This window comes from Delftia tsuruhatensis (assembly GCF_903815225.1).
In the GTDB taxonomy this organism is placed as follows: domain Bacteria; phylum Pseudomonadota; class Gammaproteobacteria; order Burkholderiales; family Burkholderiaceae_C; genus Comamonas; species Comamonas tsuruhatensis_A.
In genome coordinates this window covers 5,799,268-5,820,006 of sequence record NZ_LR813084.1, presented here as the reverse complement: position 1 = coordinate 5,820,006, position 20,739 = coordinate 5,799,268, and the positions used below count along the sequence as shown (strand labels likewise).

The window sequence follows — 20,739 nt, the reverse complement described above, 5'->3', positions numbered from 1 at the left end:
ACAGGCACAGTATTTGCTTTTTTTGTGGGCAGATTTCTTTTAATCTGAACTTGTTTGTAAGAAAGACCGTATGCAACGACGCCATTTCCTCGCTTCCATCGCCGCTTCTTCTGTCGTTCCTGGAATGTCCTTTGCCCAGGAAACCTCGCGCCCCCTGCGCATCGTTGTCCCGTTCCCCGCCGGTGGCTCCACCGACATGGTCCCGCGCAACATGCAGGACGTGCTGCCCAAGCTGCTGGGCGGCCAGGCCGTGGTGATCGAGAACAAGGCCGGCGCGGGCGGCTCCATCGGCATGGCCGAAGTGGCTCGCGCCACCGACGGCGTGACCTTCGGCATCGCCACGCTGTCCACCCACGGCGTGAACCCCGCCGTGTTCAAGAAGCTGCCCTACGACGCCATCAACGACTTCGTCGGCGTGACCGAGATCGTCAAGGCGCCCGGCGTGATCGTGATCAACCCCAAGCTCGTGCCGGTCAACAACTTCGCCGAGTTCGTGAAATACCTCAAGGCCAACCCCGGCAAGGTCAGCTTCGCCACGCCCGGCAACGGCACCATCGGCCACATGTGGGGCGCCCAGTTCATGAAGAGCACGGGCACCGAGATGCAGCACATTCCCTACCGTGGTGCGGGCCCGGCCATCAACGACGTGCTCGGCGGCCAGGTGCCCGTGTACTTCGACCAGGTGGCTTCCTCGCTGCCCCACATCAAGGGTGGCAAGGTCAAGGCCCTGGCCGTGTCCTGGCACGAGCGCCTGGACGTGCTGCCCGAGGTGCAGACCTATGCCGAAGCCGGCCACGCCGACCTGAACGATCCCTCCTGGTTCGGCCTCGTGGCTCCCAAGAGCACCCCGCCCGAGCAGGTCGCGCGCGTGCAGAAGGCCATCGTCGCCGCGCTCAAGGACCCGGCCGTGCAAAAGCGCATGGCGGCCCAGGGCCTGTACATCTCCGGCACCAGCAGCGAAGCCTTCACCAAGCAGATCGCCAGCGAAGTGGCCAAGATGAAGAAGGTGGCCGCCACCGCCCAGATCCAGCTGGATTGAAGTTCCCCCTGAGGCGCTGATGCGCCTTCCCCCTCTCTGCTCGCTACGCGAGGGAGGGGGACGACGCCCTCGCTGCGGGGCGGCCCTTGCTCGGCGACCCTGGCCTGGGGCGCGCCGGTTGCATGGAGGGGCGCCCGCAGCGCTGCGGCGCAATGCGTAAACGAGACAGACCCATTCCTCATGCATCCCGTCCTGCGACTGATCAGTCAGAACTTCCTGCAATCCCTGCCCGGTGCGGCAGGCTCCGGTGCGGCCGGCCCAGGTGCGGCCGATGCCGCGCAGCCCATGGTGACCAGCGTGGCCGGCACCAGCGCCGTGGTGCTGGACTCGCCACACAGCGGCACGGTGTATCCGGCGGACTTCGGCTCCTGCCTGCCGCTGGCCACGCTGCGCCAGGCCGAGGACACCCATGTGGAGAAGATCTACGCCTTCGCGCCCGGCCTGGGCGTGGGCTGGGTGGAGGCGCATTTCCCGCGCATCTACCTGGACGCCAACCGCGACACCACCGAGATCGACACCAGCATGATCGAGGGTGATTGGCCCCTGCCCGTGACCACGGACCCGGTCGTTCTGCAGAAGGTGCGCCTGGGCAAGGGCCTGATCTGGAAGTTCACCGACGAGGGCGTTCCCATCTATGACCGCCTGCTGCCCGCCGATGAATTGCTGCGGCGCATCGAGCGCTGCTGGAAGCCCTACCACGCGGCCGTCGAGCGGGCCATCGACGCGGCCCATGCGCGCCATGGCTACAGCATCCACATCAACTGCCATTCCATGCCCTCCGTGGCCGCCAGCCATGCCACGCTGCATCCGGGGCTGGTGCATGCGGACTTCGTCATCGGCGACCGCGACGGCAGCACGGCCAGCCCCGCGCTGTCCGAGCGCATCTGCGCCTTCCTGCGCGAGCGCGGCTACAGCGTGGACTACAACCACCCCTACAAGGGCGTGGAGCTGGTGCGTCGCTACGGCAAGCCCGCCGAGCACCGCCACAGTATCCAGATCGAGATCAACCGCAAGCTCTACATGGACGAGCAGACCCTGGCGCTGGACCAGGCCGGCTACCTGCGCCTGACGACGGACCTGAAGGTGCTGGTCGAACAATTGATGACCACCGATCCGCGCAGCCTCTGAACCGCGTCCGGGTGGAGGCGAAAAAAGGCCCGCCGGTCCTGGGATCGGCGGGCCTTTTTTCCCGGTGGCGTGCTCAGTTGGCGGCGAGGTTCAGGCTCTTGAGCAGGCCGGACCAGCGCTGGGACTCATCGGCGATGAAGCGGGCGAACTCCTCGGGCGTGCTGGGCCGGGGGTCCATGCCCTGGGCCACGAGCTTGTTGCGCACCTCGGGGTCGTTCAGCGTCCTGATCAGCGCCTCGCTGAGCTTTTTCTGTATGTCGGCCGGCAGCTGGGCCGGTGCGACCAGGCCGTACCAGGTGGACATGTCATAGGCCGGCACGCCGGATTCGGCGATGGTCGCGATGTCGGGCGCGGCGGCCGAGCGCGTGCGCGTGGTCACGCCCAGGGCGCGCAACTGTCCGCGCCGTACCAGCGGCATGGCGGTGGGCAGGTTGGGAAAGGCCAGGGACACCGTGCCCGACAGCAGGTCGGGCATGAGGCTGCCCGATCCCTTGTAGGGCACGTGGACCATGTCCACCTTGGCGTAGTACTTGAACATCTCGCCCGACAGGTGCACCGAGGCGCCCACGCCCGACGAGGCGAAGTTCAATTGGCCGGGGTGGGCCTGCGCATAGGCGACCAGCTCCTGCACGGTCTTGAATGGCGAGCTGGCGGGCACCACCAGCACGTTGGGCGCGCTCAGCACCTGGCCTATGGGCGTGAAGTCACGGACCGGGTCGTAGCGAGCCTCCTTGTACAGCAGCGGGTTGGTGGCGTGTCCTATCGAGGTGTAGAACAGCGTGTAGCCATCGGGCTCGGAGCGGCGCACGACATCCGTGGCCAGGTTGCCGTTGGCTCCGGGCCGGTTCTCGACCACGAAGGACTGGCCCAGGATCTGGCCGAAGGACTGGGCCAGGATGCGCGCCACGGCATCTCCGCTGCCGCCGGGCGTGAAGCCCACGACGATCTTGACGGGCCGGCCGGGATAGTCGCTGGCGTGCGCGCTCCACGAAGCGGCCAGCGTGCCGGCGGCCAGGGCCGCCAGCAGGGCGCGTGCCAGGCGCCGGGGGGACAGGCGAGGGAACATGCTCAGGCCTCCATCAGTTGCAATTGGGAAAGGTCTTCCAGTTCGGCATGCGACAGGCCCGGCACGCGGTCCACCACGCGCAGGCCCAGCGGCACCACGGCCAGCGTGGCCAGGTCGGTGTAGATGCGGTCCACCACGCCGGCGCCGGTCAGCGGATAGCTGCAGCGCTCCACCAGCTTGGACTGGCCCTGCCGCGTGCGGTGCTCCATCATCACGAACACCTGTTTCGCGCCCTGGGCCAGGTCCATGGCACCGCCCACGGCGGGGATGGCATCGGAGTCCGGCGTGCGCCAGTTGGCCAGGTCGCCGCGCGCCGAGACCTGGAAGGCCCCCAGCACGCAGATGTCCAGGTGTCCGCCACGGATCATGGTGAAGGAGTCGCCGTGGTGGAAGATGGAGCCGCCCGGCAGCAGTGTCACATTCTGCTTGCCCGCGTTCACCAGTTCGCTGTCCACCTCGTCGCCCACGGCCAGCGGGCCCATGCCCAGGATGCCGTTCTCGCTCTGGATGATGATCTCGCGGTCGACCGGCAGATGGTTGGCGATGACCATGGGCTGGCCTATGCCCAGGTTCACATAGGCACCGTCGGGGATGTCCTGCACGATGCGCCGGGCGATCTCGTCCACGGTGCGCGGCGTGTAGCGGCAAGAGCTGTTCATGATGGACCTCCTGGGGTGCGGACCACGCGCCGCACGTAGATGCCGGGCGTGACCACGGCTTCGGGATCGATGCCGCCCAGCGCCACGATGCGCGAGACCTGGGCGATGGTGCAGCGCGCCGCCGTGGCCATCAGCGGGCCGAAGTTGCGGCCCGAGCGGCGGTAGGTCAGGTTGCCCCAGCGGTCGGCCACCTCGGCCTTGATCAGGGCGAAGTCCGCATGCAGCGGATATTCGAGCAGGTACTCCTTGTCGCCGATGCGCCGGCATTCCTTGCCTTCGGCCAGTTCCGTGCCCACGCCCGTCGGGGTGTAGAAGCCCGCGATGCCGGCGCCCGCGGCGCGGATGCGCTCGGCCAGCGTGCCCTGGGGCACCAGCTCCAGCGCCAGGCGCCCCTGGCGGTAGAGGTCGTCAAAGGCGCTGGAGCCCGGCTGGCGCGGAAACGAGCAGATCACCTTGCGGACCTGTCCTGCCAGCACCAGGCGGCTGATGCCCTTGCCCTGGCTGCCGGCGTTGTTGCTCACGATGGTCAGGTCGCGCGTGCCGCGCTCGACCAGGGCATCGACCAGCTCGAACGGCAGGCCGGCGCCCCCGAAGCCCGAGATCATGATGGTGGCGCCGTCCTGGATGCCATCCAGCGCATCGGCCAGGCTGTATGCGATTTTGTTGATCATGTCGGAATCCTGCTAGTGCACAACATGCTGCGGGGCCAGGCTCAGGACCTCAGGGGCTCGAAGACCGGCACCGGGTAGTCGCCGTCGCTGGGCTCCAGGCGCAACTGCACGGCATCGCCTATGGACCATTGCTCCGGCGCGCGCGCCACGAGGTGGGTCAGCATGGTCGGGCCCTCGGCCAGCGTGACGAAGGCCAGCACCACCGGATGCTCTCCCCCGCCCTGGCGGACCACGGTGTACGAGTACACCGTGCCCCGGCCCGGCGAAGGGTTCCAGTCGATGTGCTGGCTCCAGCAAAACGGACAGGCTGCCCGGGGGTACCAGTGGGCCAGCCCGCAATCGCGGCAGCGCGGCACCAGGAACAGGCCCTGGCGCGCCGCATCCCAGAAATGCTGCGTCTCGGGCGTGGGGATGGGGGCGGGGCGCAGCGCCGCAGGCCGGGGTTCACTCATGGTGGATTCACTCCCTTTCCAGGATCAGGGTGGCGCTGCCATGGCGCGTGGCCAGCATGCCGCCCGTGCCCTGCGCCAGGGCCAGGCGGCAGTCGGGGACCTGGACGGCGGGATGGGCCTCGCCGCGCAGCTGGCGCACCGCCTCGATCACCTTGGTCATGCCGCCCCGGTTGCCCGGGTGGTTGTTGCACAGGCCGCCGCCATCGGTGTTCACGGGCAGGCGGCCCACGCCGGAGATCAGGTTGCCGTCCGAGACGAAGGCGCCGCCGCGGCCCGGTGCGCAAAAGCCCAGGTCCTCCAGCTGCATGAGCACCGTGATCGTGAAGCTGTCGTAGATGGAGGCGTACTGGATGTCGGCGGGCGTGACACGGGCCTCGGCGAAGGCCTGGGCACCCGACCAGCGCGCGCCTGAATGGGTCAGCACCACATGGCCGCCCGCGCCATGCTTGACGGCCTCGCCCGCGCCACGGATCTTGATGCGCGGGCGGTCCAGGCGCCGTGCGATCTCGGGCCGCGCGACCACCAGCGCGCCGCCACCGTCGCTGACCACGCAGCAGTCCAGCCGGTGCAGCGGGTCGGCCACCATCGGGGACTCCAGCACTTCCTGGACCGTCACCACCTTGCGCAGCATGGCGTCGGGATTGTGCTGGGCATGGTGCGAGGCCGCCACCTTCACCCAGGCCAGCTGCTCGCTGGTCGTGCCGTACTCGTGCATGTGGCGCCGTGCGCACAGCGCATAGCCGCTGGCGTTGGCAATGCCGTAGGGGTACTCCCACTGGAAGTCGGGCTGGGAAGGGTGGCGTACGCGTGCCACCGTGCCCGTGGCGATGCCCTCGCTGCGCGGGCGGCCCGCCAGCGTGATCAGGGCCACATCGCACTTTCCCAGGGCGATGGCCTGGGCCGCATGGCTGACCAGGGCGATGTAGGAGGCGCCGCCGATGTCGGTCGAATCCACGTGGCGCGGCTGCAGGTTCAGGTACTCGACCATCGAGGTCGGCCCCATCCCCGGCGCATCGGCGGAGCAGAAGTAGCCATCGATATCGGCCGCCGTGAGGCCCGCGTCGGCGATGGCGCCGCGCGCCACGTCGGCATGCAACTGCGCGACCGACAGCTGCGGCGCCTTGCGCAGCGGGTGCTCGAAGGCGCCGACGATGTAGGCCTTGCCATGGATGTCCATGCGGTGCGCTCCAGGGAGGATTGAAAAATAGAAGACATTTCTATTTTTCTGGGGATTAGAATTTCCCACTGTTTTGATGTCATCCATGAAAACCCTTTGCCCATGACCCGCAGCGCACCAGACAAGTCCGAAAAAGCGGAAGGCGTGGCCGCCGTGAACCGTGCGCTGGCCGTGCTCCAGGCCTTCGAGCGCGCGCCCGAGGGGCAGACGCTGGCCATGCTGGCGACGGCCACGGGGCTCTACGAAAGCACCATCCTGCGGCTGCTCGATTCACTGATGGGCGCGGGTTTCGTCAAGCGCCTGCCGGATGGGCGCTATGTGGTCGGCCCCAGGGTGCTGCCCCTGGCCGAGATGTACCGCCAGTCCTTCCGGCTGGCCGACTACGCCCTGCCGCGTCTGCGCCAGCTCGTGCAGCAGTCCGAGGAATGCGCGGGCCTGTATGTGCGCGAGGGCGACCGGCGCGTGTGCCTGCACCATGTGCAGCCGCAGCGCAGCGTGCGCACCCATGTGCTGGAAGGGGAGATGTTCGTGCTGGACCGGGGCGCCGCGGGCCGCCTGATCCTGGCGCTGGACGATGCGCTGCCGGGCGAGCCCTATGAGCAGATCCGCAGGCAGGGCTATGCGGTCACGCAGGGCGAACGGGACCCGGAAAGCGCGGCCATCGCCTGCCCGGTGTTCACGCGCGGCACGCGGCTGCTGGGCGCCGTCTCCCTGGCCATCCCGCTGTACCGCTGCTCCGACGAGGTGCTGCGGCGCCTGCTGCCCCTGGTACGGGCCCAGGCCGAGGCCCTGACGCAGGACCTGGGCGGCATCTCGCCCTACGCGGGCATCGTGGACTGAGCCTGCGGATCAGCAGGGCTTGAACGGCTTGCCCTCGAAGGCCTTGCCGCCCATGGCCTCGACCTGGCTGCGCAGCGCCGGCGTGGCCTGGGGCAGGCGCAGCGTGTAGAGCGTCACGTCGGGGCGTTCCTGCACCACGCGGGCCGTGCGCACGCCCTGGCGGGCGAAATTGGTCAGCTCGCGCGTGGCCGCTTCCTCGGTGGAGAAGCGCCCCAGCGACAGGCCGGGCTCCAGCGCGCCACCCGCGCGGTCGAAGTCGATCTTGCGTGCGCGCAGTTCGGCACGCTTGCGTTCCAGGAATTCGGCATCCGGGAACTTGCCCATGTAGACCATCCAGCGGCCGGGCTGGTGCGTGCTGCTCAGGTCCCACTGGTCGCTGGCCACCTGGGCCACGAGGCCCCGGCGCAGCGCCTCGGCATGGCGGTCCTCGATGCCCGTCGCCACGAGGCAGATGGTCGGCTGGCCCCCGGCTTGCGCCGGCGCGGATGCCGGTGTCGGTGCGGGGGGGGCGGTGGAAGGCGCCTCGCCGCCGGGGCTGGCGGCGGGCGTGTTGTCCACGCTCAGCAGACCCAGTGCCTCGGGGCGCACCTGCTGGTTCAGGCGCTCGGGCTCGCTTTGCCTGGCCGGAGCCAGGCCCAGGGCCTCCAGATGGCCGTGGCCCCAGAGGTAGTAGCCGGCATTGGCCAGCACCAGCAGCAGGAAGGCAATTCGCAGCATGTCGTTTCTGGGGCCCTGGGCCCCGGTGCATCGTTGGCGCTAGCCTACAACAGCCGGCCGCACGCTGATTTCCGAACTGGTGATGGCCTGCAGGCCGCGGGCCGTGCGCACCAGCAGCGCGCCATCGGGGCCCACGCCCTCGGCCGTGCCGCTTTCGCCATCGCTGAGATTGACGGCACGCCCGCGCAGCAGGTCGCGCTGGGCAAAGCGCTCGGCCAGCGGCGCGAAGCCCTGGCGGGCAAAGGCCTGGATATCGGAGACCAGGGCCGGCAGGATGCAGGCCAGCGCGGTCGGCGCGTCCAGGCGCTCGTCCAGCTCCAGCAGGCTGGCCGGGGGCGTGCGCATGCCCTCGCCGGGGCGCGGGCGGATGTTCAGGCCGATGCCTACCACCACGTAGCGCGGCGTGCCGGGCGCATGCGGGGCGCTGCCGACGAAGCTGGCGGTCTCGATCAGGATGCCGCCGAGCTTGCGGTCGCCGTCGATCCACAGGTCGTTGGGCCATTTGAGGCCGATGCGCGGGCGCTGCGAGCCCGGGGCGGGCAGTTGCGGCTGCAGGCTTTGCGCCACGCTCAGGCCGACGGCCAGCGACAGGCCCGACCAGTCGGCGGGCGCCAGCGGCATGCCCAGCGAGAACGTCAGCGAATCGCCCACGCCGCTGGTCCACTCGCGGCCCAGCCGGCCACGACCGGCCGTCTGCAGCTCGGTCACCAGCAGCACGGGCTCGTTGCGGCCATCGCGGGCACGGGCCATCAGTTCGGTATTGGTGGAGCCGATGCTGGGCACGATCTCCACCGAGAAGCCCGGCAGCCGCGGCTCGATGGCCTGCCACAGGGATTCGGCGGGCCAGTGGATGGGGGACGATGCCATCATGCGCCGGCCTTTGCGGAGGGGCTGCGCGGCTTCGTGGATGCCTTGCCCGTGCTGGCCTGCGGCTTTTTTGTCCGCTTCGCCTTCGCCGGCCGGTCCGATGCAGGCGGCGCGCTGGCGGGCAGCACGTCGCCGGGCATGGGCGGGCGCCAGCCGCGCTTGGGTGCAAGCAGCGTGCCGCGGCAGCTGGCGGCGCCGCACCAGCAGGGATACTCGGCCTTGAGCTTTTTCGTGTAGGGCTCGTCGATGATCAGGCCGTAGTCGTAGCTCAGCTCCTCGCCGGCGGCGATGTTGCGCAGCGCGACGATGAAGATGCGGCCATCGCGCTCGTCCGTGTAGCAGTTGGGCGCGCAGCTGTGGTTGATCCAGCGCGAGGAATTGCCGCCGTGGTTGGCGTCGATCACGCGGTCCTCGTCCACATGGAAGTAGAAGGTATGGTTGGGCTGGCTGGGGTCGTGCGGATGCCGGTCCTGGGCTTCCTGCCAGCTGATGATTTCCCCCACGTACTCGACGAGGACTTCTCCTTCGGCAAGATCCTGCATGGCGAACACGCCCTTGCCATGGACTCCCGAGCGGCGGGTCTGGATGCGGCGGCCGCCCGATGGGGCCAAAGCTGTGCGGGGCATGGTTTCTCTGATAACTTGAATGGGCACACATGCGCGTGCGCGTACACGTACGTACACGCGTGAGCCATGGATTGTAGAAGCGCAGGCCACGACATGCAGGGCCTGCGGTGAATGACGAGCACACACAATGACAAAGACCCTGGTGATTGCTGAGAAGCCTTCGGTCGCGCAGGACATCGTCCGCGCGCTGACCCCTGTGGCGGGCAAGTTCGACAAGCACGATGAATATTTCGAGAGCGAGCACTACGTCGTGACCAGCGCCGTGGGCCACCTGGTGGAAATCCAGGCGCCCGAGGAATTCGACGTCAAGCGCGGCAAATGGAGTTTTGCCAACCTGCCGGTGATTCCGCCGTATTTCGACCTCAAGCCCGTGGACAAGACCAAGGGCCGGCTCAATGCCGTGGTCAAGCTGGCCAGGCGCAAGGACGTGACCGAACTCATCAACGCATGCGACGCGGGCCGCGAAGGTGAGCTGATCTTCCGTCTGATCGAGCAGTACGCTGCGGGCGCCAAGCCCGACGGCAAGGGCCTGGGCAAGCCCGTCAAGCGCCTGTGGCTGCAGTCCATGACACCCCAGGCCATCCGCGACGGCTTCCAGAACCTGCGCAGCGACGCGCAGATGCAGGGCCTGGCCAGCGCCGCGCGCAGCCGCTCCGAGGCCGACTGGCTGGTGGGCATCAATGGCACGCGTGCCATGACGGCCTTCAACTCGCGCGACGGCGGCTTCTTCCTGACCACCGTGGGCCGCGTGCAGACGCCCACGCTGTCCCTGGTGGTGGAACGCGAGGAAAAGATCCGCAAGTTCGTCAGCCGCGACTACTGGGAAGTGCATGCCGCCTTCGACGCGCAGGCCGGCCAGTACCTGGGCAAGTGGTTCGACCCCCAATGGAAGAAGAGCGAGGACGCCGAGGCGCGCGCGGACCGCATCTGGAACCAGCGCGATGCCCAGGCCATCGCCGATTCCGTGCGCGGCAAGCCGGCCCAGGTCACCGAGGAATCCAAGCCCACCTCCCAGGCCAGCCCGCTGCTGTTCGACCTGACCAGCCTGCAGCGCGAGGCCAACGGCAAGTTCGGCTTCTCGGCCAAGACCACGCTGGCGCTGGCGCAAAGCCTGTACGAGCGCCACAAGGCCCTGACCTATCCGCGTACCGACTCGCGCGCCCTGCCCGAGGACTACCTGCCCGTGGCGCAGCAGACCTTCGCCATGCTGGCCACCAGCGGCATGCGCCACTTGGCGCCGTTCGCCCAGCAGGCGCTGGACGAGCACTACGTGCGCCCGACCAAGCGCATCTTCGACAACAGCAAGGTGTCGGACCACTTTGCCATCATCCCGACCACGCAGGCGCCCAGCGGACTGTCCGAGGCCGAGCAAAAGCTCTACGACCTCGTCGTGCGCCGCTTCATGGCCGTGTTCTTCCCCAGTGCCGAATACCAGGTCACCACGCGCATCAGCAAGGTGGAACAGCACAGCTTCAAGACCGAAGGCAAGGTGCTGGTCAAGCCGGGCTGGCTGGCCATCTACGGCAAGGAAGCGGCCAACGAGGTCGAGGGCGGCAAGGATGGCGACAAGGGCCAGCCCCTGGTCGCCGTGCAGCCCGGCGAGCAGCCGCGCGCCGGCCAGGTCGATCCCAAGGGCCTCAAGACCAAGCCGCCCGCGCGCTACTCCGAAGCCACGCTGCTGGGCGCCATGGAAAGCGCGGGCAAGCAGGTCGAGGACGACGAATTGCGCGAGGCCATGCAGGAAAAGGGCCTGGGCACGCCTGCCACGCGCGCGGCCATCATCGAAGGCCTGCTGACCGAGAAGTACATGCTGCGCGAAGGCCGCGAGCTGATCCCCACGGCCAAGGCCTTCCAGCTCATGACGCTGCTGCGCGGCCTGGGCGTGGAGGAACTCTCGCGCGCCGACCTCACGGGCGAGTGGGAATACAAGCTGGCGCAGATGGAAAAGGGCCAGCTCTCGCGCGATGCCTTCATGCAGCAGATCCAGTCCATGACGGAAAAGCTGGTCAAGAAGGCCAAGGAGTACGACCGCGACACCGTGCCCGGCGACTACGCCACCCTGTCCACGCCTTGCCCCAACTGCGGCGGCGTGGTCAAGGAGAACTACCGCCGCTACGGCTGCACCGGCAGCGACGGCCAGGGCGCGGGCTGCGGCTTCTCCTTCACCAAGTCGCCGGCAGGCCGCACCTTCGAGACGGCCGAGGCCGAGCAACTGCTGCGCGATCGCCGCCTGGGTCCGCTGGAGGGCTTCCGCTCCAAGGCGGGCTGGCCCTTCGTGGCCGAGGTCGCCATCGTGCGCGATGAGGAAGCGGGCAACTACAAGCTGGAATTCGACTTCGGCGACGACGCGGCCTCCGAGGAGACGGGCGAACTCGTCGATTTCGCCAGCCAGCAGCCGCTGGGCCCCTGTCCCAAGTGCGGCGCGCCGGTCTACGAGCACGGCAGCAACTACGTCTGCGCCAAGGCCGTGCCCACGCTGGCCCAGGCCACGCCCAGCTGCGACTTCAAGAGCGGCCAGATCATCCTGCAGCAGCCCATAGAGCGCGAGCAGATGCACAAGCTGCTGCAGACCGGCAAGACCGACCTGCTGGACAAGTTCGTCTCCAACCGCACGCGCCGCAGCTTCAAGGCCTTCCTGGTCTGGGACGGTGCCGCCGGCAAGGTCAACTTCGAGTTCGAGCAGCGCGACAGCAAGTACCCGCCGCGCAAGACGGCGGCCGCCAGGAGCGCGCCAGCCAAGAAGGCGCCCGCCGCCAAGAAGGCCGCCACGAAGACGGCTGCCAAGACGGCCACCAAGACCGCGCGCAAGCCGGCGGCCGGCACGTTGCAGCCCAGCGCGGCCCTGGCCGCCGTCATCGGCGAAGGCACGGTGGCGCGCACCGAAGTGGTCAAGAAGCTCTGGGACTACGTCAAGGCCCAGAACCTGCAGGACCCCAAGGACAAGCGCGTCATCCGCGCCGATGACAAGCTGCGCCCCGTCTTCGGCAAGGACAGCGTGAACATGTTCGAGCTGGCCGGCATCGTCGGCAAGCATCTGGCGTAAGGCGCCTGCCCCGACCTGATCCTGCGATCCGCTTGCACACCTTGCCGTAGCGGGTCGCAGGCCTGACACGGGCGCAACACATGCTTGGGCTAATCTAGCGGGCATGGATACCGAAATGCCTACCCCGGCAGCGGCCGCCGCCGCTGCTTCCTCCCCGGAGCCCTCGCGCTCCATCCGCCTGGACGGCGCCTCCAACTTCCGCGACCTCGGCGGCTATGCGGGCCTGGATGGCCGGCGCGTGCGCTGGCGCACGCTGTTCCGCGCCGACCACCTGGCCGGCCTCAGCCTGGCGGACCTGGGCGTGCTGCAGGGCCTGAAGCTCGCGCGCAGCGCGGACTTCCGGGGCAAGATGGAAAGCGCCCACCTGGCCTACGAGTGGCCGGGCATTGCGCGCCATGCACTCATCGTGGAGCCCACGGTGGTGCAGCGCGCCAGCGCCCTGATTGCAGCAGGCAACGACCTCACGGCCGCCCATGCCGAGGAGCTGATGCAGGACACCTACCGCAGCTTCGTGCACGACTACGCCCCGCGTTTCGCCCAGCTGTTCCAGCTGCTGCTGGACAGCCAGGATCCACTGGTCTTTCACTGCACGGCCGGCAAGGATCGCACGGGCTGGGCCGCCGCCCTGCTGCTGACGGCCCTGGGCGTGGACGAGGACACCGTGATGCAGGACTACCTGCTCACCAACCAGCTCTACCAGCGCCCGGCCACCACCTTCGCCCCCATGCCGGCCGAGGTGATGGACGTGCTGTGGCGCGTGCAGGCGTCCTACCTGGCGGCCGCCACCGACATGGTGCGGGCCGACTTCGGCGGGATGGAAGCGTATCTGCGCGATGCGCTGGGCATCGACAGCGCCGCGCGCGAGCGGCTGGCTGCGCTCTATCTCGAAGCCTGATGACCTTCGCTCACGGTGCGGCGGGGTGGCACGGCTAACATGGGCCGTGCCGGCCTGTTGTGCCGGAGTTCAAGGAGATTGCGATGAAGTACGGCATGCGTGGGCTGGCCGCGATGGCGCTGGTGGCCTTGAGTGTGGGTCTTGCTGGTTGCGCGGGCGGGGTGCCTGGGGATGTGGCGGGGAGCCAGGCGTCCAGTGCCAGTGGGGTGACGGTGTTTGGGACGGTGGATGCCAATGTGAGTCATACGCGGACTTCGCGGTGACCTGTTTTCTTGCCTGATCTGGGCTGATCTTCTGGACTGATTTTTGCTGCTTGCCTTTGCGGCGGTCAGGAGCCGGGTTTCGGCCCGGCGGCCGACCGACTTTCTTGCCGCGCGGCAAGAAAGTAGGCAAAGAAGCGCGCCCCGCACTGCCCACGACCCTTCGCTTCGCTACGGGCGACCTGCGTTGGGCAGAAGGGGGAAGGCTGGGGAACAGCCAGCAGCCAGCAGCCAGCAGCCAGCAGCCAGCAGCCAGCAGGCTCAGGGCTGGATCGGCGTGATCACCACGCCGGTGCCTGCGGGGGCGTCTTCGCCGCCGGGCAGGGCGGGGTGGGCTTCCTGCACTGCGCGCTGGTCCGTGGGGCCCAGCGTGCCCTGGGTGAGGGGACGTTGGGGGCGGGCAGGGCGGGGTGCTTTCGATGATTTCCTCGCCGGGTGACAGGCCCGGGCCCAGGGGCTGTTCGGGCTCGGGGGCGGGTTCCGGGGTCGCAGCGGGGTCCGGCGTGGCCGGTGGCTCGGGCTGGGCGGGGGGGCTGGCGGTCGGGCCACCAGCCCTGCATGCGGTCGCGCAGGCGGCCCACCATGTCGGACCACCAGTGGTTCTGCTCGGGCGGTTCGAAGCGGGCCTTGGCGTCGATGACGGGGCTGCGCAGGGCGCGCGACATGAAGTCGCCCACCATGGGCAGGGCGCTGCGCGAACCCTGGCCCCAGCGGTCGCTGCGCAGGGTGATGCGCGCATCGTTGAAGCCGGCCCAGGCGCCGGCGACGATCCCGGGGTGCATGAGGATGAACCAGCCGTCGGCATTGCCCTGCGTGGTGCCGGTCTTGCCGGCCACGTCGGCGTGTATGCCGTAGCGCTGGCGCACGGCCATGCCGGTGCCCTTGTCCACCACGGCCCGCAGCATGTCCACCAGGGCGTAGGCGTGCTCTTCGTCCAGTGCGCGCTCGGGCTTGGGCGGGCTGAATTCGGCGAGAACCTTGCCGTCGGCGTCCTCGATGCGCGTGACCATCATCGGGGGCAGCCAGCGGCCGCCATGGGCCAGGCTGGCATAGGCGTTGACCATTTCCAGCAGCGAAACGGGGCTGCTGCCCAGGGCCAAGGCGGGAACTTCGTCCAGCGGGCTCTGGCGCACACCCAGGGCGCGTGCCAGGCGCGCCACGCGGGCGGGGCCCACGGACTGCATGACCTCGGCCGTGATGGTGTTCTTGGAATAGGCCAGCGCATCGCGCAGCGTCATCTCGCGGCCCGTGGGGGGCGTGGCGTCGGTGGGGCGCCAGACCTCGCCGCCGGGCAGCTTGATTTCCACGGGGCCGTCCACACGCTTGTCGTCGGGGCTGGCGCCCTGCTGCAGGGCCGCGCCATAGACGAAGGGCTTGAAGGTCGATCCCGGCTGGCGCCGCGCCTGCTGCACATGGTCGTAGGCGTCCTGCGTGAAGTCGCGGCTGCCCACCCAGGCCAGCACCTCGGAGCTGCGCGGGTCCAGAGCCACCAGGCCGGCCTGCACGCGGGTCTTGTCCTCGCGCAGCTGCCGCATGAAGGCCTTGTCGGCCAGCAGGGCCTTGAGCGTGTCCTCCTCGCTGGCCTTTTCCCTGTCCTTGCCGGCCGCCTGCTTGCGCGCGGCGCGCCAGGCGGGGCTTTCGCGCACCAGCTGCTGTACCAGCGGGTTGGCGGCGTTCCAGCCGTCGCGCTGGCTCCAGGCGCCGTTGGCCACGCCCTGCAGCGTGCGCGTCTGGCGCGCCACGGCCTGGTTGGCCCAGGTCTGCAGGCGCGAGTCGATGGTGGTGTGCACCACCAGGCCGTCGGTGTAGATGTTGTAGTCGTTGCGGTCGGCCCAGTCGATCAGCCACTTGCGCAGCTGCTGCGCGAAGTGCGGGGCCATGCCCTGCGGCTCCTCCTGGCGCTCGAAATCGATGCGCATCGGGCGCTTGCCGAGTTGGTCGAACTCGGCCTGCCGCAGCACCCCGCGCTTGACCATCTGCGACAGCACCGTGTTGCGGCGGTACAGCGCGCGGTCGGGGTTGAGCACGGGGTTGTAGTAGCTCGTGCCCTTGAGCATGCCCACCAGCGTGGCGCTTTCCAGCACCGTCAGCCGCGCGGCCGGCTTGTCGAAATAGGTGCGTGCCGCCATCTCGATGCCGAAGGCGTTGTACAGGAAGGGCACGGTGTTCAGATAGGTCTCCAGGATCTCGTCCTTGGTATAGAGCGCCTCGATCTTGAAGGCCGTGATCGCCTCCTTGAGCTTGCGGTTGAGCGTGGGCGCGCGGCCGATCTCGGTGGGGTAGAGGTTGCGCGCCAGCTGCTGGGTGAGGGTCGAGCCGCCCTGCGGGTCACCACGCAGCGTATGGACCACCGAGCCCAGCGTGCGGCGCCAGTCCATGCCGTGGTGTTCGTAGAAGCGGTGGTCTTCCGTGGCGATCAGCGCCTTGATCACCGAGGGCGATATCTCGTCGAGCTTCACCCATTGCCGGTTGCTGCGCTTGAACAGCGCGATCTGCCTGCCGTCGGCGCTCATGACCTGGGCCGGCTGCTCCAGCTTGGCCTTGCGGATGTCGCGGATGCCGGGCGTGAACGGAATCAGCAGCAGCACATACAGCGCGAACAGCAGCGGCAGGGCGGCCGCGAACAGCAGCCATTCGCGCCGCGTGGGCCAGCGGCGCCACCAGGGCAGGGCGGCCACGCGCTGGCCGATGCGGCTGCCCAGCAGTCTGTGCCAGGCCGCGCGCAGGGCCTCGGGCAGCTTCAGATCATGGAAAGAAAAGCGCATGTTGCAAGACGGCCCCGATGCCGGGACATCGGGGCCGAAAGAGGCGGGACCATTCCGCGAAGCCGAGAGAATGCCCAAAAAAGCGGCACCCCGCTTGCGCGGGGTGCCTTTCCTATGGGCCAAACCCCGGTATTGTCGGGGCGGCGGGCGCGGACGGGAAGCCCTTACTTTTCCAGCCAGTCGGACAGCTCGTCCGCATGCTCCTGCTCCTGCTCCAGGATGGACTCGATCAGCCGGCGCGTGGTCGGGTCCTTGTCGCCGATCAGGTCGATCATCTGGCTGTAGGCCTCGATGGCCACGCGCTCGGCGATCAGGTTGGTGCGGATCATGGCCTTCAGGTCGGTCTCGCCGTTGTAGTCGGCATGGCTGCGCTGGGCCAGGGTCTGCGGGTTGAAGTCGGGCTCCCCGCCCAGTTGCACGATGCGCTGGGCCAGCTTGTCGGCATGGGCCATCTCCTCGTTGGCATGCACCAGGAATTCGTCGGCGATCGCCGGCGAGGCCAGGCCCACGGCCGTGAAATGGTGGCGCTTGTAGCGCATCACGCAGACCAGCTCCGTGGCCAGGGAGTCATTCAGCAGCTTGATGATGTCTTCGCGCCAGGGACCGAAATGGGGCGTCACGGCGCCATCGTCCAGGCTGCGCTTGGCGGCCTCCAGGCCCTTGAGATCCAGGGCCAGGTGGCCATTGGAGGAGGTGGATTGGGGTGCGATGGAAGTGCGGGGCATAGTGGTCTCTTGATCGTGGGAGAAGAAACGACGGCGGGCAAGGCGCCTTTTCGGCCTGTCGGTGCCAGCCAGCGGGCAACGGGGCGGGCTGCGGTCCGCCCAGGCCCTCCAAGGTACGGCCACGGGCGCGGGCTGTCTGTGAGACAAGCTCCCGTCACCGTGCCTGAACAGCGCGTCAGCGCCTGTCCCTCGGGGGCTGCGCTACCATGGTCCCTCCATCCCCAGGGAGCCACGCATGACCGAGACCGCCACCGACGCACCCCGTTCGGCCTACGACTTCGAGGCCACGTCCATCACGGGCCAGGCCGTGCCCCTGTCGGACTACCGCGGCAAGGTGCTGCTCATCGTCAACACCGCCAGCGCCTGCGGCTTCACGCCGCAGTACGCGGGGCTGCAGGCCTTGCACGAGCAGTACGGCGAGCGCGGCCTGGTGGTGCTGGGCTTTCCCTGCAACCAGTTCGGTGCGCAGGAGAAAGGCAGCGAATCGGAAATCGCCAGCTTCTGCGACCTGAACTTCGGCGTGCGCTTTCCGCTCATGGGCAAGATCGACGTCAACGGCGCCAACGCCCATCCGCTGTACCGCTGGCTCACGGCCGAGGCGCCGGGCGTGCTGGGCACCAAGGCCATCAAGTGGAACTTCACCAAATTCCTCGTGGGCCGCGACGGCCAGGTCATCCGCCGCTATGCGCCTCAGGATGCGCCGGCCAAGCTGTCCACGGACATCGAGGCCGCCCTGGCGCTCTGACGCGCCGATACGCGCTGATCGGGCCTGTCCATCAGGGTTTCACGCAGGGCCGGCAGCGCGGGACGGCCGCACGTCATGGTTAGCATGCTCCTTGACACCACAACAAGGAGACAACGCCCGTGAAAGCCTTCCGCCGCACCGCCCTCGCCCTGTTCACCGCCTGCACCCTGCCCATGATCGCCCTCGACGCCGCCGCCCAGGACAAGCCCGTGGTCCAGTTCATTGCCACGGGCGGCACCATCGCCATGAAGATCGACCCGGTGAAGAACGCGCCCGTGCCCGCGATCTCGGGCGACGACCTGCTGGCCACCGTGCCCGACGTGGGCACGTACGCGCGCATCCAGGTCAACAACCTGTCCAACGTGCCCTCCGACTACATGGACCCGGCCCGCTGGGTGCAGCTGACCCAGGCCGTGCAGGCGGCGCTGGCCCGGCCCGAAGTGGCCGGCGCCATCGTCTCGCATGGCACGGACACGCTGGAGGAAACCGCCTTCTGGCTGGACCTGACCGTGCAGTCGCCCAAGCCCGTCGTGCTCATAGGCGCGCAGCGCAATGCCTCGGTCTCGGACTTCGACGGCCCGCGCAACCTGCTCAATGCCGTGCGCATCGCCGTGGACCCCCAGGCCCGCGACAAGGGCGCCATGCTGGCCATGAACAACCAGATCAACGCCGCGCGCTACGTCACCAAGACGCACACGGCCAACGTGGAAACCTTCCGCTCGGGCGAGTTCGGCTTCCTCGGCGAGGTCTACCCGGACCGCGTCCGCTTTGCCTCCGTCCCCGCGCGCCGGCAGCACCTGCCCATCCAGGCCCAGACCATGCCCGAGGTCGAAATCTTCCCCATGTACGGCGGCGCCAACGGCCAGGCCGTGCGCCAGGCGGTGGACCGGGGCGTCAAGGGCATCGTCATCGACGCCCTGGGCATGGGCAACATGAACGTTGCCATGCTGGACGCCGCCAGGTACGCCATCGGCAAGAACGTGCCCGTGGTCGTCAGCACACGCGTGCACAACGGCCGCGTCATGCCCAGCTATGGCTTCGAGGGCGGTGGCAAGACCTCGTTCGAGGCCGGCGCCGTCATGGCGGACGACCTGCGTGCGCCCAAGGCGCGGATCCTGCTGATGCTGGCGCTGCAGGCGGGAGTGACCGGGCAAAAGAACCTGCAGGCGGTGTTTGACCGCTAAGCCACGGCAGGCACGGCGGCGGCGGGCCTGCGGGGCCGCCGGTCCATGTCGCTGGATGCCGGCCCTGTACCTCAGGAAAACACAGGCCCCTGGATGAGCCTCAGGCATTGCGGGGCGACGAGTGGCACTGAAAAAATGGCGCCACTCGTGCTGTGAAGCACGGCGGCATCTCCATCGAGGCGTGCGCTGCAAAAAGGGTTGCAGTTGTCCAGGAACAGGAACCAGCGCAATTCACCCTCCAGAAAGAGGCCGGCCACGCCGTCCGCGCCGAAGCTGCCTTCGCCAAACCGGAGCTGATGGCCGCCACGGCAGGCCTGCCCAAGATAATCGAATTCAATGGTGCCGGTGTCTTCGGTATCCAGCCTGTCCAGCCGGGTTCGTCCCAGCACCTGGATGCCCGCATTTTCGGGGGTTGCATAGGCAAGAAGGAAGACCTCGCCATCGGCAAGAAATATCCCGTTGACAAGCGGGCATCGATGCCGCTTCACGATATCCTGAAAATTCATGCAGGGCTCCACCGGCTTTCAGAACCCCGGACCAGGGCGTGGCGCCGGACAGGCGGGCTTGGCGGCATCATGCGATCAGCGTTCCTGCGTGAATTCCATGGATCGGGTGGCATGGATTCTTCCCTTCAGTTTCAGGTATTCCCTGATGCCGAAAACATGGTCGACAAGATGGCTCTCGAAGATGGAGAGCACAGGCGCAGGCACGATGCCAAGGCCATGGCCCTGCATGGCCCGTACCGGGGAGTGGACATCCTCCGGAAATCTCCAGACAGAGCTTCCGTCCAGGGCGGCGTAGTAGAGCCTCTCGTCATGGAAATTCCGGATGTTGCAGAACAGGATCGGTGTCGCTGACAGGATGCCGCTGAAAAATGCCATCGTGTCCGACCCGCTTTTCAGGGGCAGATACTCTGCCCGCTTGGTATGGGTGTCGAACTGCTTGAAAAGATCGACAAGACCGCCATATCCCGCGCGGCAGATTTCCGCGAGGCCCGCGGACTCGATGTGCATGGATTTCCTTGTCTGAATGCCTCTGGCGGAGCCGATATCCTCGGGCCTCTCCCAGATGGAGTCATGTTCGTCGCAGAAAAAGTACACCTTGCCGGTGCCGAGGCCCGGCACCTTCACCAGTTCGACACCATCGCTTCTTCTGTGGTGGTGGTCAGGGTCTTGATGTATGAGGCGGGTGATCTTCATCTGGGTTGTCGAGGAAATGTTCCGACCGAGGATGTGAAATGGCCATCCGCTGAGGATCTTCCAGATCTGTCCAGCCTTCCACGCAGGCCTCGAGCATGTCCCCTGCATTAATGTCTTTTGCATCTTCCGTCATTCCTTGATGCCGGATATGGTGGCGCCTTGCTGGAGAAGGTCCAGCATCCTGACTTGAGCATCGGCCAGTTCCAGCATGCTTGATTGATATTCTTCCTGGGAGGACGATGGAGGGGCCTTTGCATGATCCATGTAGTTCAGTGCCCTTTCAGCGCAGTTGGCGATGTACTGGGCATCATCGATCTGATAGCCGACAAGCATGCTGCTGAGCGCGCCCAATAGCTCGTCACCACCTTCCATGATATCTTCCAGCCCCATTCTATCTGCCTTTGATATGTATTCTTCCAAAATGAAGGGGTCATCTTTCGATGACCGGATGAAATCAATGGAAGACTGAATGAAGTCGAACATTTCGCGAGATTCCAGACTGTCGAATCCCTGTGTGATGTCCGGCTGACGGAATATGAAGTCCACGCACCAGGATCCGAATTTCCCCTTGTTTTTCTTGCTCAGATTGGATAGTGATTCCTCAATTCTGTCCATGTGCTGAATCATGTCAAGCATATACGCCTTTCCTCTTTCATGGGATGGATGCTGGGAGATCCTGAA

20 protein-coding genes are annotated in these 20,739 nt (G+C 67.5%); 7 read left to right on the top strand and 13 right to left on the bottom strand.

Going from position 1 to position 20,739, the window contains the following annotated elements; all coding sequences use genetic code 11:
* Positions 1-70 precede the first annotated feature (70 nt).
* Positions 71-1,039: a Bug family tripartite tricarboxylate transporter substrate binding protein gene (locus tag L1Z78_RS26520; RefSeq protein WP_234639307.1), complete on the top strand. Its 969-nt coding sequence runs from the start codon at positions 71-73 to the stop codon at positions 1,037-1,039.
* Positions 1,040-1,219: 180 nt separating this feature from the next.
* Positions 1,220-2,167 carry an N-formylglutamate amidohydrolase gene (locus tag L1Z78_RS26515; RefSeq protein ID WP_234639306.1) on the top strand — a complete coding sequence of 316 codons (948 nt, stop codon included), beginning with the start codon at positions 1,220-1,222 and terminating at the stop codon, positions 2,165-2,167.
* Positions 2,168-2,240: 73 nt separating this feature from the next.
* On the opposite strand, the gene L1Z78_RS26510 is transcribed toward L1Z78_RS26515, so the two are convergent.
* Genes L1Z78_RS26510 through L1Z78_RS26490 form a run of 5 tightly spaced genes read right to left on the bottom strand, consistent with a single transcriptional unit; the run spans position 2,241 to position 6,192 of the window.
* Positions 2,241-3,233, bottom strand: a complete 993-nt coding sequence (locus L1Z78_RS26510) for a Bug family tripartite tricarboxylate transporter substrate binding protein (RefSeq protein WP_234639305.1) — start codon at positions 3,231-3,233, stop codon at positions 2,241-2,243.
* Positions 3,234-3,235: 2 nt separating this feature from the next.
* Positions 3,236-3,892, bottom strand: a complete 657-nt coding sequence (locus L1Z78_RS26505) for a 3-oxoacid CoA-transferase subunit B (RefSeq protein ID WP_234639304.1) — start codon at positions 3,890-3,892, stop codon at positions 3,236-3,238.
* Positions 3,889-4,563 carry a 3-oxoacid CoA-transferase subunit A gene (locus L1Z78_RS26500; RefSeq protein WP_234639303.1) on the bottom strand — a complete coding sequence of 225 codons (675 nt, stop codon included), beginning with the start codon at positions 4,561-4,563 and terminating at the stop codon, positions 3,889-3,891. Before L1Z78_RS26500 ends, L1Z78_RS26505 begins: the two co-directional genes overlap by 4 nt.
* Before the next feature lie 41 nt (positions 4,564-4,604).
* Positions 4,605-5,015 (bottom strand): Zn-ribbon domain-containing OB-fold protein, encoded by a 411-nt coding sequence (locus L1Z78_RS26495; protein WP_234639302.1) that lies wholly within the window; start codon positions 5,013-5,015, stop codon positions 4,605-4,607.
* Positions 5,016-5,022: 7 nt separating this feature from the next.
* A complete protein-coding gene (locus L1Z78_RS26490) occupies positions 5,023-6,192 on the bottom strand; it encodes a thiolase domain-containing protein (protein WP_234639301.1) in 1,170 nt (389 codons plus the stop codon).
* A gap of 102 nt (positions 6,193-6,294) precedes the next feature.
* Here L1Z78_RS26490 and L1Z78_RS26485 point away from each other — a divergent pair, with 102 nt between their 5' ends.
* The gene (locus tag L1Z78_RS26485) at positions 6,295-7,032 is read left to right on the top strand and encodes an IclR family transcriptional regulator (RefSeq protein WP_234639300.1); all 738 of its coding nucleotides are present in this window, start codon (positions 6,295-6,297) and stop codon (positions 7,030-7,032) included.
* Positions 7,033-7,041: 9 nt separating this feature from the next.
* Here the strand turns inward: L1Z78_RS26485 and L1Z78_RS26480 are convergent, their stop codons facing one another.
* From L1Z78_RS26480 to L1Z78_RS26470, 3 genes are read right to left on the bottom strand one after another with little or no spacing between them, the layout of a single operon-like run.
* Positions 7,042-7,749, bottom strand: a complete 708-nt coding sequence (locus L1Z78_RS26480) for an SPOR domain-containing protein (RefSeq protein ID WP_234639299.1) — start codon at positions 7,747-7,749, stop codon at positions 7,042-7,044.
* 39 nt (positions 7,750-7,788) lie between these two features.
* Positions 7,789-8,619: a biotin--[acetyl-CoA-carboxylase] ligase gene (locus L1Z78_RS26475; protein ID WP_234639298.1), complete on the bottom strand. Its 831-nt coding sequence runs from the start codon at positions 8,617-8,619 to the stop codon at positions 7,789-7,791.
* A complete protein-coding gene (locus L1Z78_RS26470) occupies positions 8,616-9,242 on the bottom strand; it encodes an SET domain-containing protein (protein ID WP_234639297.1) in 627 nt (208 codons plus the stop codon). Before L1Z78_RS26470 ends, L1Z78_RS26475 begins: the two co-directional genes overlap by 4 nt.
* Before the next feature lie 127 nt (positions 9,243-9,369).
* Here L1Z78_RS26470 and L1Z78_RS26465 point away from each other — a divergent pair, with 127 nt between their 5' ends.
* Together L1Z78_RS26465 and L1Z78_RS26460 are read left to right on the top strand one after the other, a co-directional pair.
* Positions 9,370-12,285: a DNA topoisomerase III gene (locus L1Z78_RS26465; protein ID WP_234639296.1), complete on the top strand. Its 2,916-nt coding sequence runs from the start codon at positions 9,370-9,372 to the stop codon at positions 12,283-12,285.
* Positions 12,286-12,400: 115 nt separating this feature from the next.
* Positions 12,401-13,180 carry a tyrosine-protein phosphatase gene (locus L1Z78_RS26460; protein WP_234639295.1) on the top strand — a complete coding sequence of 260 codons (780 nt, stop codon included), beginning with the start codon at positions 12,401-12,403 and terminating at the stop codon, positions 13,178-13,180.
* Between the two features lie 541 nt (positions 13,181-13,721).
* Here L1Z78_RS26460 and L1Z78_RS26455 read toward each other — a convergent pair.
* On the bottom strand, positions 13,722-16,205 hold the full coding sequence (locus L1Z78_RS26455) for a transglycosylase domain-containing protein (RefSeq protein ID WP_234639294.1): 2,484 nt from the start codon (positions 16,203-16,205) through the stop codon (positions 13,722-13,724).
* 164 nt (positions 16,206-16,369) lie between these two features.
* On the bottom strand, positions 16,370-16,930 hold the full coding sequence (locus tag L1Z78_RS26450; protein ID WP_234639293.1) for a ferritin-like domain-containing protein: 561 nt from the start codon (positions 16,928-16,930) through the stop codon (positions 16,370-16,372).
* A 235-nt stretch (positions 16,931-17,165) separates the two neighbouring features.
* On the opposite strand from L1Z78_RS26450, the gene L1Z78_RS26445 reads away from it, so the two are divergent.
* On the top strand, positions 17,166-17,675 hold the full coding sequence (locus L1Z78_RS26445; RefSeq protein WP_234639292.1) for a glutathione peroxidase: 510 nt from the start codon (positions 17,166-17,168) through the stop codon (positions 17,673-17,675).
* Positions 17,676-17,794: 119 nt separating this feature from the next.
* Positions 17,795-18,859: an asparaginase gene (locus L1Z78_RS26440; RefSeq protein ID WP_234639291.1), complete on the top strand. Its 1,065-nt coding sequence runs from the start codon at positions 17,795-17,797 to the stop codon at positions 18,857-18,859.
* 71 nt (positions 18,860-18,930) lie between these two features.
* Here the strand turns inward: L1Z78_RS26440 and L1Z78_RS26435 are convergent, their stop codons facing one another.
* From L1Z78_RS26435 to L1Z78_RS26425, 3 genes are all read right to left on the bottom strand, one after another.
* Positions 18,931-19,365 (bottom strand): hypothetical protein, encoded by a 435-nt coding sequence (locus L1Z78_RS26435; RefSeq protein ID WP_234639290.1) that lies wholly within the window; start codon positions 19,363-19,365, stop codon positions 18,931-18,933.
* A 75-nt stretch (positions 19,366-19,440) separates the two neighbouring features.
* Complete coding sequence (locus L1Z78_RS26430; protein WP_234639289.1) at positions 19,441-20,058, bottom strand: hypothetical protein; 618 nt, start codon at positions 20,056-20,058, stop codon at positions 19,441-19,443.
* 129 nt (positions 20,059-20,187) lie between these two features.
* Positions 20,188-20,694, bottom strand: a complete 507-nt coding sequence (locus L1Z78_RS26425) for a hypothetical protein (protein ID WP_234639288.1) — start codon at positions 20,692-20,694, stop codon at positions 20,188-20,190.
* Between the last annotated feature and the right edge of the window lie 45 nt (positions 20,695-20,739).